The sequence below is a fragment of the Pseudoxanthomonas sp. GW835-FHT14C01 genome (assembly GCF_058793715.1).
Genome location: NZ_JBXAGB010000003.1, coordinates 747,919 through 765,021, shown reverse-complemented (window position 1 = coordinate 765,021; position 17,103 = coordinate 747,919). Strand labels below are relative to the sequence as shown.

General features: G+C 68.8%; 16 protein-coding genes. 14 read left to right on the top strand and 2 right to left on the bottom strand.

Annotation, left to right across the window (positions count from 1 at the left end):
- Window positions 1-229: 229 nt before the first annotated feature.
- From AC1Q5B_RS16990 to AC1Q5B_RS16965, 6 genes are all read left to right on the top strand, one after another.
- Window positions 230-3,322 (top strand): efflux RND transporter permease subunit, encoded by a 3,093-nt coding sequence (locus tag AC1Q5B_RS16990; protein WP_492632656.1) that lies wholly within the window; start codon window positions 230-232, stop codon window positions 3,320-3,322.
- A 20-nt stretch (window positions 3,323-3,342) separates the two neighbouring features.
- A complete protein-coding gene (locus tag AC1Q5B_RS16985) occupies window positions 3,343-4,443 on the top strand; it encodes an efflux RND transporter periplasmic adaptor subunit (RefSeq protein ID WP_492632655.1) in 1,101 nt (366 codons plus the stop codon).
- A gap of 74 nt (window positions 4,444-4,517) precedes the next feature.
- Window positions 4,518-6,392, top strand: coding sequence for an ABC transporter ATP-binding protein (locus tag AC1Q5B_RS16980; RefSeq protein WP_492632654.1), 1,875 nt, complete (start codon window positions 4,518-4,520; stop codon window positions 6,390-6,392).
- Window positions 6,393-6,415: 23 nt separating this feature from the next.
- Window positions 6,416-7,624 carry a PQQ-dependent sugar dehydrogenase gene (locus tag AC1Q5B_RS16975; protein WP_492632653.1) on the top strand — a complete coding sequence of 403 codons (1,209 nt, stop codon included), beginning with the start codon at window positions 6,416-6,418 and terminating at the stop codon, window positions 7,622-7,624.
- A 2-nt stretch (window positions 7,625-7,626) separates the two neighbouring features.
- Complete coding sequence (locus AC1Q5B_RS16970) at window positions 7,627-8,010, top strand: hypothetical protein (RefSeq protein WP_492632652.1); 384 nt, start codon at window positions 7,627-7,629, stop codon at window positions 8,008-8,010.
- Entirely contained in the window at window positions 8,007-8,456 is a 450-nt protein-coding gene (locus tag AC1Q5B_RS16965; protein WP_492632651.1) for a PaaI family thioesterase, read from the top strand. The genes AC1Q5B_RS16970 and AC1Q5B_RS16965 overlap by 4 nt, the downstream gene beginning before the upstream one ends.
- 67 nt (window positions 8,457-8,523) lie before the next feature.
- Here AC1Q5B_RS16965 and AC1Q5B_RS16960 read toward each other — a convergent pair whose 3' ends face one another.
- Together AC1Q5B_RS16960 and AC1Q5B_RS16955 are read right to left on the bottom strand one after the other, a co-directional pair.
- Complete coding sequence (locus tag AC1Q5B_RS16960; RefSeq protein WP_492632650.1) at window positions 8,524-9,321, bottom strand: amidohydrolase; 798 nt, start codon at window positions 9,319-9,321, stop codon at window positions 8,524-8,526.
- A gap of 156 nt (window positions 9,322-9,477) precedes the next feature.
- Window positions 9,478-10,629 carry a pyridoxal phosphate-dependent aminotransferase gene (locus AC1Q5B_RS16955; RefSeq protein WP_492632649.1) on the bottom strand — a complete coding sequence of 384 codons (1,152 nt, stop codon included), beginning with the start codon at window positions 10,627-10,629 and terminating at the stop codon, window positions 9,478-9,480.
- Between the two features lie 75 nt (window positions 10,630-10,704).
- On the opposite strand from AC1Q5B_RS16955, the gene AC1Q5B_RS16950 reads away from it, so the two are divergent.
- From AC1Q5B_RS16950 to AC1Q5B_RS16915, 8 genes are all read left to right on the top strand, one after another.
- Window positions 10,705-11,211: a DUF3293 domain-containing protein gene (locus AC1Q5B_RS16950; protein WP_492632648.1), complete on the top strand. Its 507-nt coding sequence runs from the start codon at window positions 10,705-10,707 to the stop codon at window positions 11,209-11,211.
- 117 nt (window positions 11,212-11,328) lie between these two features.
- Window positions 11,329-11,979, top strand: coding sequence for a heme ABC exporter ATP-binding protein CcmA (gene ccmA / locus AC1Q5B_RS16945; protein WP_492632647.1), 651 nt, complete (start codon window positions 11,329-11,331; stop codon window positions 11,977-11,979).
- Between the two features lie 244 nt (window positions 11,980-12,223).
- The gene (gene ccmB, locus AC1Q5B_RS16940) at window positions 12,224-12,910 is read left to right on the top strand and encodes a heme exporter protein CcmB (RefSeq protein WP_492632646.1); all 687 of its coding nucleotides are present in this window, start codon (window positions 12,224-12,226) and stop codon (window positions 12,908-12,910) included.
- A 13-nt stretch (window positions 12,911-12,923) separates the two neighbouring features.
- Window positions 12,924-13,682, top strand: coding sequence for a heme ABC transporter permease (locus AC1Q5B_RS16935; protein WP_492632645.1), 759 nt, complete (start codon window positions 12,924-12,926; stop codon window positions 13,680-13,682).
- Entirely contained in the window at window positions 13,679-13,846 is a 168-nt protein-coding gene (locus AC1Q5B_RS16930) for a heme exporter protein CcmD (protein ID WP_298123050.1), read from the top strand. Before AC1Q5B_RS16935 ends, AC1Q5B_RS16930 begins: the two co-directional genes overlap by 4 nt.
- Before the next feature lie 3 nt (window positions 13,847-13,849).
- Window positions 13,850-14,311: a cytochrome c maturation protein CcmE gene (gene ccmE / locus AC1Q5B_RS16925; protein WP_492632644.1), complete on the top strand. Its 462-nt coding sequence runs from the start codon at window positions 13,850-13,852 to the stop codon at window positions 14,309-14,311.
- A 210-nt stretch (window positions 14,312-14,521) separates the two neighbouring features.
- Window positions 14,522-16,462, top strand: coding sequence for a heme lyase CcmF/NrfE family subunit (locus AC1Q5B_RS16920; protein WP_492632643.1), 1,941 nt, complete (start codon window positions 14,522-14,524; stop codon window positions 16,460-16,462).
- Window positions 16,459-17,055, top strand: a complete 597-nt coding sequence (locus AC1Q5B_RS16915) for a DsbE family thiol:disulfide interchange protein (protein ID WP_492632642.1) — start codon at window positions 16,459-16,461, stop codon at window positions 17,053-17,055. The genes AC1Q5B_RS16920 and AC1Q5B_RS16915 overlap by 4 nt, the downstream gene beginning before the upstream one ends.
- Window positions 17,056-17,103 lie beyond the last annotated feature (48 nt).

Genomic DNA, 17,103 nt, shown 5'->3' with positions numbered 1-17,103 from the left:
TTCAGACGCCGGTCTCTCCACCACCCGGTGTGCCCACCGCGTGCGGTCGCGACTTGCGTCGCTCCTACCAAAAGCGCCCAACTTGCGTAACGCGAATTCTCGATCCTCCGTTCAACGTACGGCTTCCTCCTTTCGCCGCAATCGCGCGCATCGCATGACTTCCGGGCCATAAACGCCCGAAGACATGCGCGCATCGTGCGCACCGCCGACCACCACGCGGACCCGCACGATGAAGCTCACCGACGCCTCCCTGCGCAATCCGGCCGCCGTCGCGGTCGTCGTGGCGATGGTCTGCGCGTTCGGCCTGATGAGCCTCGGCAAGCTGCCGCTGCAGCTGTTCCCGGATATCGAGCGGCCGCAGATGTCGATCCAGACCGCCTGGCGCGCCGCGTCGCCGCAGGAAATGGAATCGGAGATCGTCGAACCCATCGAAGCGGTGATGCAGGGCCTGCCGGGGCTGGAAGAGATGGCGTCCAACGTCAACGCCGGCAACAGCTTCATCAACCTGACCTTCGCCGTCGGCAGCGACATGGACGCAATGCTGGTGGAGGTGCTGTCGCGCATGAACCGCCTGCAGCCGCTGCCACGCGACGCGACCCCGCCTGTCGTGCGGGCCGGCGCGGACAACGCCAACAACTCGCTGACGTTCTTCTTCGTGCAGAAGCTGCCCGGCACGCCGGGCGACATCCTCGACTACCGGCAGCTGATCGAGGACCGCCTGGTGCCGCGACTGACCTCGGTCGACGGCGTGGCCGGCGTGGAAATCAATGGCGGCGCCGAGGACGAACTCACCATCACCCTTGATCTCGAGCGCGCCGCCGCGCTCGGCATCCAGATCCCCGACGTGGCCGCCGTCGCCGCGCGCGCCACCGACGTCTCCGGCGGCGTGGTCGAAGCCGGCCGCCGCGAGTACGTGCTGCGTTTCGCCGGCCGTTACTCGCCGGAGGCCATGGGCGACCTGATCCTGGCCTGGCGCGACGGGCGTCCTGTACGGCTGGGCGACGTGGCCGCCGTCGAGGTGAAGCGTCCGGAGCAACGGTTCTTCGCCTACCAGAACGGCAACCCGGCGATCGGCCTGCGCATCCTGCGCGAGAGTGGCGCCAACGTGCTGGATACGCTGGACGAAGTGAAGCGCGTGGTCGCCGAGGTCCGCGAAGAGGAGCTGAAACCGCTCGGCCTGGACATCGCGCAGAGCTTCGATGCCTCGGTGTTCATCAATCGCGCCCTGGGCCTGTTGTCCGGCAGCCTGACCGCCGGCGTGCTGCTGGCCGTCGGCTGCCTGTGGTGGTTCCTGCGCGACGTGCGCGCCACCACGCTGATCGCCTGCGCCATCCCCATCTCGCTGCTGGCGACCTTCATCGTGCTGCAGCTGACCGGACGCAGCCTCAATGTCATCTCGCTGGCCGGCCTCGCCTTCGCCGTAGGCATGGTGATGGACGCCGCCGTGGTGGTGGCCGAGAACATCGTGCGCCTGCGCGAGGAAGGGATGCCGTCCACGCGCGCCGCGCTGGAGGGCACCCGCCAGGTCGGCGGCGCACTGGTCGCCTCCACGCTGACCACGGTCGCGGTCTTCCTGCCGGTGATCTTCATGGACGACGTGGAGGGCCAGCTGTTCGCCGATCTCGCATTGACCATCTCCATCGCCGTCGGCATCTCGCTGCTGATCGCGGTCACCGTGCTCCCGGCCGCGGCCGGCACGTGGTTGCGTACGCGTCCGGGCGACGCCGCGCAGCACCGCGTGTGGTCACGCATCAGCGACTGGGCCCTGCGGGTCACCGAAGGCAGGAAGCGCCAGTGGACCTGGGTCGGCGCACTCGTGCTGGCGCCGATGCTGCTGGCCGCCCTGCTGATGCCGCAGATCGACTACCTGCCGCCGGTGAAGCGGGCGGCGGTGGATGCATCCTTCAACTTCCCGCCCGGCATGAGCCCGGAACGCGTCAACCGCGAAATCGCCCCGGTCGTGCTGGAGCGCATGCGGCCTTACATGGACGGCGAGAAAGGCCCGCGGCTCAGCAACTGGTATCTCAACCTGTGGCCCGGTGGCGGCTCACTGGGCGCCCGCGTGGTGGATCCGGACGATATCGGCGAACTGGAACGCATCGTCCGCGACGAGATCGTCGTCGGCTTTCCCGACACGCGCGCCTTCGCCAGCGAAGGCGAACTGTTCGGTGGCTTCGGCGGTTCCGCGCGTGCCATCGCGATCCACCTGCAGCATGGCGACGGGGATGCGCTGACGCGGGCGGCCGAAGCCGGACGCAAGCTGCTGTCCGACCGCTTCGCCGGCGCCAACGTGCAGGCGTGGCCGAGTGCCGATGCCGGCACGCCGGAGCTGCGCATCAATCCCGACGACCGCCGCCTGGCCGAAGTGGGCTGGCGCCGTCCGGAACTGGGCACGGTCGTTCGCGCGCTGGGCGACGGCCAGTGGCTGGGCGAGTACTTCGACGGCGACCGCCGCCTGGCCATCATCCTGCGCAGCAATCGCGGCGACGATGTCGAACGCCTCGCTGCGGCGCCACTGGCGACGCCGCAGGGCGGCGTACTGAGCCTGGCCGACCTGGCCCGCGTCGACACGGTCCTGGCGCCGAACCAGTTGCGCCGCATCGACCGCCGCCGCACGGTGACACTGACCGTCGATCCACCGGCGGCGATGTCGCTGGAGGAAGCACTCGACATCGTCAATGACGAGATCGTGCCGTCGCTGCGCGATGCGCTGCCGCCGGATGCGGCGATCCGCATCTCGGGCAGCGCCGACCGGTTGGGCGAGGTCGTGCGCAGCATGGGCATGAACTTCGCGCTCGCACTGGTCGTGCTGTTCATGCTGATGGCGGCGATGTTCAAGTCGCTGCGCGACAGCGCCTTCGTCATGGCCACGCTGCCGATGGCGGTGCTGGGCGGCGTGGCCGGGCTGCGCGTGCTCGACCTCGCGGCAGGCCAGACGCTGGATCTGCTGTCGATGATCGGTTTCATCATGCTGCTGGGCATGGTGATCAACAACGCGATCCTGCTGGTCGCGCAGGCACGCGACGCGCAGGCGGCCGGCGCGTCGCTGGACGACGCGCTGAAGCAGGCGCTGGACCAGCGGCTGCGGCCGATCCTGATCGCCGCATTGACCGGCGTGCTCGGCGCGCTGCCGATGGCGATCAATCCCGGCCCCGGCGCGGTGATCTACCGGGGCCTCGCCGCGGTCTCCGTCGGCGGCGTGGCGCTGAGCCTGCTGTTCACCGTCGTGCTGGTGCCGGCACTGCTGCGCTTGGCCGGCGAACGCGCACCGCGTCCAGCGCGCGACACCGTCGACACGTCGCTTCCCCACGCCGTTTCCTGACCCCTGCTCCGGAGAACCCCATGCGTCCCTTGCCCAAACTGCTGCTCGCCCTCGCGCTGGCCGGCATCCTTGCCCTCCCCTTGCTGAAACGGGACGCCGACGCCAGCGCGCCTGCCGCAAAGCCCGGTGCGCCTGCCGCCATCGTCAGCGTGGCACCCGCCGTCAGTGCCGCATTCGCACCACGCCATTGGTCGCCCGGCAGCGTCATCAGCCGGCGCGATGCACGCGTGGCGAGCGAACAGGAGGGTCGGGTCATCGAGGTGGCGGACGTCGGACAGCGCGTGCGCCGCGGACAGGCGCTGGCCGTGCTCGACGACACCGCATTGCGCCTGCGCGAACAGGAAGGCCAGGCCGACCTGGCGCGCATCCAGGCACAGCTGGCGCTGGCCAACCGGCAGGAACAGCGCTACGCGCAACTCGCCGCGCAGCAGAACATCGCCCGTGCGCAATACGAGCAGCTGCGCGCAGACCGCGACGTACTGGACCAGGATCGGGCACGGGTGTTGGCGCAGCTCGCCCAGACCCGCCACCAGCGCACGCGGATGGTGATCCGCGCGCCGTTCGACGGCATCGTCGCCGAGCGCCTCACCCAGTTGGGCGAGTATCTGGTCACCGGCGGCTCCGTCGCCCGGCTGGTGGACACCGGCGCGCAGGAAGTCCGCGTCCGCGCGCCCATCGACCTCGCCCGGCACCTGGCCTCCGGCACCGAGGTGCGCGTGCGCAGCGCCGGCGAGGAACGCACCTATCCCGTCAGCGCGCTGGTGCCGGTAGGCGACGAGGCCTCGCGCCAGCTGGAGTTGCGCATCGCCGTGCAGGGCCTGGACATTCCCGTCGGCACCGCCGTGGACGTAGGCCTGCCCAGCGCGGAGACGCGCACGGTGGTCGCCGTGCCGCGCGACGCGGTGATCCTGCGCCGCGAAGGCGACTTCGTCATGCGCGTGGATGCCGCCGGCAAGGCGGAGCGCGTGCCGGTGAAGACCGGCGCGGAAGTGGACGGGCTGGTGGAAGTCACCGGCAGCGTCCATGCCGGCGACCGCCTGATCGTGCGTGGCGGCGAGCGCGTCGAAGCCGGCCAGTCGCTCGACATCCAGCCGCTGGCTGCCACCATGGCGATGCGCTGACGCGATGACGATGGCGGAGCGGCTCGCCTTGCGCCTTCACTGACGGCCCCGTCGCGAACGGGCACAATCGCCCCATGTCGTCGCCCTCTCCGCACGCCGCGCCCGCACGCAACCCCACGCCCAACCTGCGCGAGCGCTTCGATGCGATGCGCAACCTCGGTCCGTTCCTGCGCCAGATCTGGCAGACCAGTCGCACGCTGACACTGGCGAGCCTGGGCCTGCGCCTGCTGCGGGCGTTCGTCCCCGTCGTGACGCTGTACATCGCCAAGCTGATCATCGACGAAGCCATCCGGCTGGTCGGGTTGGGCCTGGATTTCGGTTCGCTGGGCGAGGCCTGGCGCAGCGGGCAGCTCGACACGCTGGCCACGCTGCTGGCGCTGGAATTCGCGCTCGCCATCGGTTCCGACCTGCTCGGGCGGATGGTGAGCTACGCCGATGCGCTGCTGTCGGAGCTGTTCACCAACGCGACCAGCGTGCGGCTGATGGAGCACGCCGCCACGCTCGACCTGGAGGATTTCGAAGACCCCGACCTGCAGGACAAGCTCGATCGCGCGCGCCGCCAGACGATGGGACGCATGAACCTGATGAGCCAGCTGTTCGGCCAGGTGCAGGATGCGATCACCGTGGTCGCGTTCGCAGCGGGCCTGCTGGTCTACGCGCCTTGGCTGATCGCGCTGCTCGCGGTCGCGCTGATTCCGGCCTTCGTCGGCGAGGCGCATTTCAACGCGCTGGGCTATTCGCTCAACTTCCAGTGGACGCCCGAGCGGCGCCAGCTGGAATACCTGCGGCAGATGGGCGCCAGTGTGGAAACGGCGAAGGAGGTGAAGATCTTCAACCTCCACCGCTTCCTGATCGAACGCTATCGCGGGCTGGCGGAGAAATTCTTCCTCGCCAACCGCGCGCTCGCGCGTCGGCGCGCGCTGTGGGGCACCGTGCTGGCCGCGCTCGGCACGCTCGGCTACTACGTCGCCTATGGCTATATCGCCTGGCGCACGGTGCGCGGCGATTTCAGCATCGGCGACCTGACCTTCCTCGCCGGCAGCTTCCTGCGCCTGCGCCAGTTGCTCGAAGGCCTGCTCATCGGCTTTTCGCAAGTGGCCGGCCAGGCGCTGTACCTGGACGACCTGTTCTCGTTCTTCGAGATCGAGCCGGAGATCACGTCGCCGGCGGAGGCCGTGCCGATCCCGCGCCCGATCACACGGGGCTTCACGTTCGAGAACGTCGGCTTCCGCTATCCCGATGCCGAGCGCTGGGCGGTGCGGCACCTCGATTTCACGCTGCAGGCCGGCGAGGTGCTCGCATTGGTCGGCGAGAACGGCGCGGGCAAGACCACGCTGGTGAAGCTGCTCGCACGCCTGTACGACCCGGACGAGGGCCGCATCCTGCTCGACGGGCGCGACCTGCGCGAGTACGACATCGACGACCTTCGCGCGAACATCGGGGTGATCTTCCAAGACTTCGTGCGTTACCACCTCACCGCCGGCGAGAACATCGGCGTGGGCCGCATCGACGCCATGCAGGACGAAGCGCGCATCCGCGACGCCGCTGCGCGCGCGATGGCCGACGAGGTGATCGAAGGCCTGCCGCGTGGCTACGACCAGCTGGTGGGGCGGCGTTTCAAGAACAGCGTGGACCTGTCCGGCGGGCAGTGGCAGAAGATCGCGATCGCCCGCGCCTACATGCGCGACGCGCAGGTGATGATCCTGGATGAACCGACGGCCGCGCTGGATGCCCGTTCCGAGTTCGAGGTCTTCCAACGCTTCAAGGAATTGTCGGACAATCGGACCGCAGTGCTGATCTCGCACCGCTTTTCCAGCGTCCGCATGGCCGACCGCATCCTGGTCCTCGACCAGGGTCGCCTGGAAGCCAGCGGTACGCACGAACACCTCATGGCCGCCGGCGGCCGCTACGCCGAACTGTTCGAACTGCAGGCCGCCGGTTACCGCTGACTTCCCCCACAGGAGATACGACGTTGCGCCACGCCCACCACCGACTCGCCACCGCCCTCCTCCTCGCCCTGCCGTTGGCCGCCTGCGACTCTTCCGCCAACGGCGACGCCGCCAAGGACGCCACGCCGGCCGCGGCGCAAGCCGCGCCGGCCAACCAGCCGTCGCAGACGCTGGCCAGCGCGCAGGGCCAGATCCGCGTCACCCGCGTGGCCAGCGGCCTCGACCATCCGTGGAGCCTGGCCTTCCTGCCCGATGGCGCCATGCTGGTCACCGAACGCAGCGGCCAGCTGCGCCGCGTCGGCGCCGACGGCGCGGTCTCCGCGCCGATCGCCGGCGTACCCAAGGTATGGGCCACGGGACAGGGCGGCCTGCTCGACGTCGTGCTGGCACCGGACTTCGCCAGCAGCCAGCGCATCTACCTGAGCTACGCCGAACCGGGCGACGACGGCACCGCGGGTACCGCCGTGGCGTACGGCACGCTGTCCGGCGATGCCCTGACGGACGTCAAGGTCATCTACCGGCAGGAGCCGAAGCTGGAAGGCCCGAACCACTTCGGTTCGCGCATCGTGTTCGACGATGCCGGCCATGTCTTCATCAGCCAGGGCGAACGCAACCAGCGGCCCACCGCGCAGGAACTGGGCAAGTTGCAGGGCAAGCTGGTGCGCCTGAACCTGGATGGCAGCGTGCCGCAGGACAATCCCTTCGTCGGCCGCGCCGATGCGCGTCCGGAGATCTACAGCTACGGCCATCGCAACATGCAGGGCATGGCGCGCGATCCGCGTACCGGCAAGGTATGGCAGAGCGAGCACGGTCCGCGCGGCGGCGACGAGATCAATCTGCCCGAAGCCGGCAAGAACTACGGCTGGCCGGTCATCACCTACGGCATCAACTACTCCGGACAGCCGATCCCGGAAGCCGAAGGCAAGGCCAAGGACGGCATGGAGCAGCCCTACCACCTGTGGGAAAAGTCCCCCGGCGTGTCGGGCATGGCCTTCCTCGTCAACATGCCCGACAACCCCTGGAACAACAGCCTGTTCCTCGGCGCGCTGGCGGAACGCAACCTGATCCGCCTGACCCTGGATGGCGACAGGATCGCCGGCGAGGAGCGCCTGCTCAACGAGATCGGCGAGCGCGTGCGCGACGTCCGCGTCAATGCGGACGGCCACGTCTACGTCGTCACCGACGAAGACGACGGCAAGATCTGGCGCATCGAACCGCCGCAGGCGCCGTGACCATGCCGATGCGACGCCTCCTGCTCGCCTGCAGTCTGTGCTGCGCGTCGCTGGCGCACGCGCAGTCGCCTGCGGACTACGCGAGCGCCAAGCAACGCGCGGATGCGGACGAAGCCTCGCTGCCCGCGGCCCAGGCCAGCGCCATGCGCGACGCGCAGGGCGTCGCGCTGGAGGCCGCCATCGCCGGTTGTGCCACGCCGACGGCGGATACCTCGCCGTTCGTGGTCGTGGCGGAACTGGATGCGAGCGGCAAGGTGGTGCGCACCTGGCGCGAGGGCGGCACCCCGTTGGCGATCTGCGTGCAGAAGCAGGTCGCCGGCAGCACGCTGTCCGCACCGCCTCGCGCGCCCTTCTTCACGTCGTTCGAATTGAGTTTCACGCGATGAGCGACGCGACAGCCGACATCAACGCACTGCTGCGCGCCCGGCTGCCCGCCGGCGCGCCGCTGCAGATCCCGCCGCCCTGCCTGATCGACATGCAGGGCGAACCCGTCGAATACGTGGAAGGCCAGTCGCTGGCGATGCGGTTCCCGGTGCTGGCGCGCTACCAGAATCCGATCGGGCACATGCAGGGCGGTTTCATCGTGGCGGCGCTGGACAACACGCTGGGGCCGTTCTCGTACCTGATCGCACCGCCGAGCGTAACGACCTCGCTCAACACGCAGTACCTGCGTCCGGTGACGCCGGACCTGCCGCACATCACGTGTCATGCGAAGTTGGTGGAGCGCACGCGCAACCAGTTGTTCCTGGCGGGCGAGGTCCGCGACGATGCGGGGCGCGTGCTGGTGATGTGCCAGGCGGTGTGCCAGATCCTGCCGCAGAAGACGGGCTGAAACCTCTTTCGAGAACGGCGCTTGGAGCCCCTCTCCCGCCGGGAGAGGGGCTCAACAGCTCAGCGGCTCAACGCAGTTCGAACCGGTCCCCATCCAGCATCGCCGGGAACCGTTCCCGATGCGCCGCCAGCGCCTCGGCCGAAATCGTCGTCGTCACCACGCCCTCGCCCGCCGGCAACTCCACCACCGGCTGCCCGAGCATGTCGATCACCGCGCTGTCGCCGGAATACTCATGCCCATTGCCATCGGTGCCCGCCCGATTCACCGCCGCCACGTAGCACAGGTTCTCGATCGCCCGCGCCCGCAGCAACGTCTTCCACGGATACGCCCGCGCCGCCGGCCAGTTGGCGACGAAGAGCTGCAGATCGAAATCCAGTTGCCCCGCACGCTCCACGTCGTACCGGTTGCGCGCGAACACCGGGAAACGCAGGTCGTAGCAGACCAGCGGATTGATCCGCCAGCCCTTCCATTCCACCGTCAGCCGATCGCGGCCGGCCGCGTAACGCTTGTGCTCGTTGGCATAGCGGAACAGATGGCGCTTGTCGTAGTACTGCAGCTCGCCATCGGGTGTGGCGAACAGCAGGCGGTTGAACACGCCGTCGGCCGTGCGCAGTTGCACGCTGCCGGTCACCGCGGCATCGAGTGTCGCCGCCTGCTCACGAATCCAACTGATCGTGGGGCCATCCATGCCCTCGGCCTGGTCGATGGCCTCGTTGCTGAAGCCGCTGGTGAACGTCTCCGGCAGGATCACCAGATCGCTTTCGCCTGCCAGCGGCGCGATCAGGCCGCCGTAGTAATCGCGGTTGCCTGCCGGGTCGTGCCAGCGTGTCTCGCCCTGGACGAGGGAAATGCGGAGGTCCTGCATGTTCTTTTCCTCACTGACCGCCGCAGGGACGGCGGCGATGGAATTCTGTTGAACGTCATCCCAGCGAACGCTGGGATCCATGTCGCTTTTGCCTTGCCTTCTCCATGGACGCGCAAAGGCAAAGCCAATGGGTCCCAGCGTTCACGGGGACGACAATCAGAGCTCCTTCAACCGTTCGATGGCTGCGTCCAGCGTCGCCTCGTTCTTGGCGAAGCACAGCCGTGCCAGGCGCTGGCCAGCCGGCGGGGTCTCGTAAAACGGCGACAGCGGAATCGCGGTGACGCCGTGCTCGATGGTCAGCCACTTCACGAACTCGGCATCCGGCAGATCGCTGACCGCTGAATAGTCGACCAGCTGGAAATAGCCGCCCGGCACCGGCAGCGGTTTGAACTTCGTGCCCAGCAACTGCTCGCGGAAACGGTCGCGCTTTTCCTGGTAGAACGCACCCAATTGCTCGTAGTGCCCGGGTTCGTCGCGGATCATCGCGGCGAACGCGTGCTGGGCCGGCGCGAACGTGCAGAACACGTTGTACTGGTGCACCTTGCGGAACTCCGCGCTCAACGGCGGCGGTGCGATGGCATAGCCGATCTTCCAGCCGGTGCAGTGGTAGGTCTTGCCGAAACTGGACACCACGAAGGCGCGCGCGGCCAGTTCCGGGTACCGCAGGATCGACTCGTGGCGGCGCCCGTCAAAGACGATGTGTTCGTATACCTCGTCCGAGACCAGGTAGATGCCGGTGCCTTCCAGCAGCGAGGACAGCGCGCGGATGTCGGCTTCGTCGAACATCGCGCCCGACGGGTTGTGCGGGCTGTTGACGATCAGCAGGCGCGTCTTCGGCGTGATCGCCGCGCGCACGCGGTCCCAGTCCACCGCGAAAGTCCGCGGATCCAGCGGCACATGCACGGCACGCGCGCCGGCCAGGTCGATGGCGGGCTCGTAGCTGTCGTAGGCCGGATCCAGCACGATGACCTCTTCACCCGGGCGCACCACCGCGTGGATCGCGTTGAACAGCGCCTCGGTGGCGCCGCTGGTCACGGTGATCTCGGTGTCCGGGTTCACCTCGCGGCCGTAGCAGCGCAGGACCTTCTCGGCGATGGCCTGGCGCAGCGGTGCCACCCCCGTCATGGGCGCGTACTGGTTGTGCCCGGCGCGCATGGCGGCGGCCAGTTCATCCACCAGCGGCTGCGGTACCGCGAAATCGGGGAATCCCTGCCCCAGGTTGACCGCGCCGTGCTCGGCGGCCAGTTGGGACATCACGGTGAAGATGGTCGTGCCTACCTTGGGCAGCTTGGTCTGGGGCTGGAACATCCCGGTTCAGGTACTCGATGAGGGGGGGGGGAAGGCGGAGTGTACGCGCTCGTCATTACGCGCGATGATGCGGCCATGGCCGAACACAGTGTTCCCGCCAACGGCAACGGAACAGGGGATGTGCCCGACGCGGAACGCGCGCGACTGGCCACCGCCTGGGCCGCCGCGCATTACTTCGTCACCGTCGGCCGCCAGGAATGGCTGTTCCGCACCGGCATGACCGCCGAGGACGTAGAACGGCAGGTGATGGCCTCCCGTTATCTGTTCATCACGGCGTGGAATCCACCGCCCGGGGACACGCCGCGCCACGTGAACGATGAGGCACAGGAGCGGCTGCACGCCCGCCTGCACACGCTGGGCCTGGCCTTCCACCCGGCACTGGGCTGCAACAACCGGGGCGGCATGGTCGAACACGGCTGTCTGGTGCTCGACGCCACGCAGGAGCAGGCCGATACCCTGGCCCGCGAGTTCGGCCAGGGCGGCACGCTGTTCTGGCACGCCGATACGCCCGTGCGCCTGCGGATGATGTGGCCGCGTCCGCCGCAGGCCGACGGCGATCCGCATACCGACTGGGTGGGCTAACACCCGGTCTGGCGGGCCGCGACGGTATGTCGCAGGCGGTCGAACCGGCCGCTCCGTTTAGAATGGGCGGCTGAGCTCCAGGACACCCCAGCCTCCCTCCCGGGAACGCCCGATCCGATGACCGACGCCGCTCCCTCCCATCCGCCGTTGCTGGCTGCCCGCAGCCTGGCGTTCTCGCGCAACGACGAGCCGGTGTTCGGACCGCTGGATTTCGCGGTGGATGCGGGCGAAGCGCTGCTGGTGCAGGGTGGCAACGGGGTCGGCAAGACCACCCTGCTGCGGGTATTGGCTGGCCTGCTCCGCGCCGATGCCGGCCAGATCGACATCGATGGGCAGCCCGCCGGTCCGTCGCGCCGCGCGCATGCGATGGCCTACCTGGGCCACCTGCCGGCGCTGAAGGCGGACCTGAACACCCTCGAAAACCTCAATTTCCTCTGCGGCCTGCACGGCCGCCGCGCGCGCCAGATGCCCGGCAACGCGCTGGCGATGGTCGGCCTGGCCGGTTACGAAGACGCCCTGGCCCGCCAGCTGTCCGCCGGGCAGAAGAAGCGGCTGTCGCTGGCCCGCCTGTGGCTGTCGCCCTCGCCGCTGTGGCTGCTCGACGAGCCCTACGCCAATCTCGACCTGGACGGCATCACCCTGGTCAACCGGATGATCTCCGCGCACCTGCGCGATGGCGGCGCCGCGCTGGTGACCACGCATGGCGCCTATGCCGCACCGCCGGTGCAGACGCGGATGCTGGTGCTGGAACGGGGAGGCACGGCGTGAACTCCGCAGCGATGTTCCCGACTCCCCCGCTCACCGCCCCCTCCCCCGTTCACGGGGGAGGGTCGGGGTGGGGGCAAGCCGGCGCACTTGGCGTTGCGGTCGTAGTCCTGCATCGAATGTCGCGTACGCAGGAAATGCGCGCGCGGCATTGCCATGCAGCGATCACGTCGCACGGCTCCGCTTCGCCCCCATCCCCACCTTCCCCCGCAGGCGGGGGAAGGGGTTGCTTCATGGGGCTCCACGCATGAGCACCGCGCCGTCCCTGTTCCAGACCGCCCGCGCGCTGATCACCCGCGACGTGCAGCTGCTGTGGCGCCGTCGTGGCGACGCGCTGCAACCGGCACTGTTCGCGCTGCTGGTGGTCGTGCTGTTCGCGCTCGGCCTGGGCACCGCGCCGCTGGTGCTGTCGAAGGTCGCGCCCGCGGTGATCTGGGTCGCGGTGCTGCTGGCCGGGCTGCTGTCGCTGGACACGCTGTTCCGTGGCGATGCCGAGGACGGTTCACTCGAGCAATGGATCCTCGCGCCGGTGCCGCTGGCGTGGCTGGTGCTGGTGCGCGTACTGACGCACTGGGCCACCACCGCGTTGCCGCTGGTGCTCGCCGCGCCGTTGCTCGGCGAAATGCTGCACCTGCCGCGCAGCGACCTGCCGATGCTGCTCGCCACGCTCGCGCTGGGCACGCCGCTGCTGAGCCTGCTGGGCGCCGTGGTCGCGGCGCTGACGGTCGGCATGAGGCGCTCTGGTATCCTTGTGGCCCTGCTGGCGTTGCCGCTGTACGTGCCCGTGCTGGTGTTCGGCGCCGGTGCCGTCGCCGCCAGCGCGCAAGGGCTGGATGCCTCCGGCGCCCTCCTCTGGCTGGCCGCCGGCCTGCTGCTCTCGCTGCTGCTGGCGCCGCTGGCGGCCGCCGCGGCGATCCGCATCGCCCTGACCTGAAGACCGCCGCTGCATGAATCCTCTCGTCCGCTGGTTCCACCAACTCGGTTCGCCCCCGTACTTCGACCGCTTCGCGGCCCGCTGGACGCCGTGGTGCTACCTGGCGGCGATCGTGCTGCTCGGTTTCGGCCTGTGGCAGGCGCTGTTCGTGGTGCCGGCCGACTACCAGCAGGGCGATAGCTTCCGCATCCTCTACATCCACGTGCCCAGCGCGTGGATGAGCATGTTCGTGTTCGGCCTGATGGCGTTCTATGCGGCCATTGCGCTGGTCTGGCGCATCAAGCTGTGCGAGATCCTGGCGATGGCCTGCGCGCCGACCGGCGCCGCGTTCACCGTCATCACCCTGGCCACCGGCAGCATCTGGGGCAAGCCGATGTGGGGCACGTGGTGGGACTGGGACCCGCGCCTGACCACCGAACTGATCCTGCTGTTCCTCTACCTCGGCGTGATGGGCCTGTACGGCGCCATCGACGACCGCCGCAGCGCCGCGCGCGCGGCCGGCCTGCTGGCCATCATCGGCGTGGCGATCCTGCCGGTGATCCGCTACTCGGTGGTGTGGTGGAACTCGCTGCACCAGGGCCAGACCATCCGCGTATTCGGCGAATCGAGCATGGACGACAGCATGATCCTGCCGCTGGTGCTGATGGTGGTCGCCACCAAGTTCTGGTTCGCCGGCTCCCTGCTGGCGCGCGCCCGTGCCGACAACCTGCGCCGCGAGGCCGGCAAGGACTGGGTGGCGAAGCTGGCCGCCGCGAAGGAGGCCACGCCATGAGCTATCTCGAATACGTCATCGGCGCCTACGCCGTGTTCGCCGTGGTGCTGGGTTGGGATTTCCTCGCCCCGCGCCTGCAGGTGCGCCGCGAGCTGCGCGCCGCCCGCCAACGCGTGGCGCGCGATGCGCGCCGCAGCGCCGCCCCTGCCGACCTGGAACGCTGACCGATGAATCCCGTGCGCCGCCGTCGCCTGCTGTTCGTGCTGCTCGCCGTCCTGGTGGCCGGCACTGCCACCGCGCTGATCGCGATGGCCCTGCAGCGCAACGTCGCCTATCTGTACACGCCGGCCGAGGTGCTGCGCGGCGAAGCCGGCGAAGCCCGCTTCCGTCTCGGTGGCATGGTCGAGAAGAACTCGTTCAAGCGCGAACCCGGCTCGCTGGTCTCGCACTTCGGTGTCACCGACGGCGATGCGCAGCTCACCGTGCGCTACGACAAGATCCTGCCCGACCTGTTCCGCGAGGGACAGGCCGTGGTCGCCACCGGGTCGATGCAGGACGGCGTGTTCGTCGCCACCGACGTGCTGGCCAAGCACGACGAGGCCTACATGCCGAAGGAAGTCGCCGACAAGATGGGCAAGGCGCACCAGAAGCATGATGTGCAGGCTGCGCCTGCGGAGTCGACGTATTGATCCTCGCACCCGTCATTGCTTCCCTTCTCCCCGCCAGCGGGGAGAAGGTGGCCGAAGGCCGGATGAGGGGCGCTCTTGCTCTCGCCGCCCTTTTTGAATCATCGCGCGTGTTGAGCGTCCTCGACTGTTCGACGGCGACCGCCTCCGCTCGCCCCTCACCCGCCTTCGGCACCCTCTCCCCGCTGCGCAGGGAGAGGGGATGGAATACGCATGCTTCCTGAAATCGGTCAAATCGCGCTGATCCTCGCGCTGCTCGTCGCCATCCTGCAGTCGGTACTGCCGCTGGCCGGCGCGCAGCGCAACAAGGCCGCGTGGATGGCGGTGGCGCGGCCCGCGGCCTACGCCCAGCTGTGGCTGGTGATGCTGGCCTTCATCGCGCTGACCGTGGCGTTCGTGACCCAGGACTTCTCGGTCAAGTACGTGGCCGACAACTCCAACTCTTTGCTGCCGATGGTCTACCGCTACACCGCGGTGTGGGGCTCGCACGAAGGCTCGCTGCTGCTATGGGCGCTGGTACTGGCGCTGTGGACCGCCGCCGTCGCCCTGTTCTCGCGGCGCCTGCCGGACGTGGTGATGGCGCGCGTGCTCGGCGTGATGGGCGTGGTCGCGATCGGTTTCCTCGCCTTCCTGATCTTCACCTCCAATCCCTTCGTCCGCCTGCTGCCCTCGCCCGGTGAAGGCCGCGACCTCAATCCGCTGCTGCAGGACCCGGGGATGATCATCCATCCGCCGCTGCTGTACGTGGGCTACGTGGGATTCGTGGTGCCGTTCGCCTTCGCCATCGCGGCGTTGCTCGACGGCCACGTGGATGCGCGCTGGCTGCGCTGGACGCGGCCGTGGACCAACATCGCCTGGGGCTTCCTGACGCTGGGCATCGCGCTGGGCAGCTGGTGGGCGTACTACGAACTGGGCTGGGGCGGCTGGTGGTTCTGGGACCCGGTCGAGAACGCCAGCTTCATGCCGTGGCTGGTCGGCGCGGCACTGATCCACTCGCAGGCGGTCACCGAGAAGCGCGGCGCGTTCCGCGGCTGGACGCTGCTGCTGGCCATCGCCGCGTTCTCGCTGTCGCTGCTGGGCACGTTCCTGGTCCGTTCCGGCGTGATCACCAGCGTGCACGCCTTCGCCGCCGATCCCACCCGCGGCGTGTTCATCCTGATCTTCCTCGGCCTCGTGATCGGCAGCTCGCTGCTGCTGTACGCGCTGCGCGCGCCGCAGCTGGCCGATGGCGAATCGGAGAAGTCGTACTTCACCGCCGGCTCGCGCGAGACGCTGCTGCTGGCGAACAACCTGTTGCTGACCGCAGCGTGCGCGATGGTGCTGCTGGGCACGCTGTATCCGCTGATCGCCGACGCGCTGAACCTCGGCAAGATCTCGGTCGGCCCGCCCTACTTCAGCCTGCTCTTCATCGTGCTGATGGCGCCGCTGGTGGCGCTGGTGCCGTTCGGGCCGATCACCAAGTGGCAGCGCGACAACCTGGCCAAGCCGTTCGCGATGCTGCTGCCGTGGGCCGGACTGGCGCTGGTGCTCGCCGTCATCGCGTACTTCATGGCGCCGCAGGGCAAGCTGAAGGTCGCCGCCGGCATCCTCGGCGCGGCCTGGGTCGGACTGGGCACGCTGCGCTTCCTGTGGCAGCGGCTGCGCGCCAATGGCCGGCTCACGCCCGAAATGCTCGGCATGACGCTGGCGCACACCGGCGTGGCCGTGTTCCTGGTCGGCGCGCTGCTGGTCGAAGGCCTGAACGTGCAGCGCGAACTGGCGGTGAAGCCGGGCCAGACCGTCGAGGTCGGCCGCTGGGGCTTCCACTTCCAGGGCGTCGATGAAACCCAGGGCCCCAACTATCTTTCCGACCGCGGCCACGTGCAGGTGCTGCGCGACGGCAGGCCGGTGACGCTGCTGCATCCCGAAAAGCGTGCCTATGCCAGCGGTGGCCAGGTGATGACCGAGGCCGGCATCAGGCCCGGCGTGCTCGGCGATGTCTACGTCGCCATCGGCGAACCGCTCGGCAACGACGCCTGGGCGCTGCGCGTGCACATCAAACCCTTCGTCCGCTGGATCTGGCTCGGCGCCGCACTGATGGCGCTCGGCGGCTTCGTCACCGCCGCCGACCGCCGGTTCCGCACCCCCAAGAAATCCGAGGCGCCTCCCGCATGAACAACGCTTCCGAACTCCCGCCCTCGCCGCCGCGCTCGCGCGGTGCGATGACGTTCGCGCTGGTCATCATCGGCCTGTTCTTCGTCGGCCTGATGGGCCTGCTTTACTACGGCGTGTCGCAGTCCGACCGGGCCGGCCGCGATGCGCTGCCGTCGCCGCTGATCGGCAAGCCGGCCCCCGAGTTCGACCTGCCACTGCTGCACGACCCGTCCAAGCGCGTCACCAACGAAAACCTCGCCGGTCAGCCCTATGTGATGAACGTCTGGGGCAGCTGGTGCCCGGAATGCCGCGTCGAGCATCCCATCCTCACGAAGTTCGCGCTGACCAAGCGCGTGCGCTTCATCGGCTACAACCTCAAGGACGAACGCGAGGACGCCTTGCGCTGGCTGGAACAGTTCGGCAACCCCTACATGATGGTGGTCGCCGACCTCGAGGGTCGCACCGCGATCGACTGGGGCATCTACGGCGCGCCGGAAACCTTCCTCGTTGACGGCAACGGCATCATCCGCTGGAAGCATGTCGGCGCCATCGACCAGGCGATCATCGACCATCAGCTGATCCCGGCGCTGGAAAAGATCGAAGCCGGCCGATGAGCGCATTCCCGACATCGAGGCTCCATCGTAGAGCCGGGCTTGCTCGGC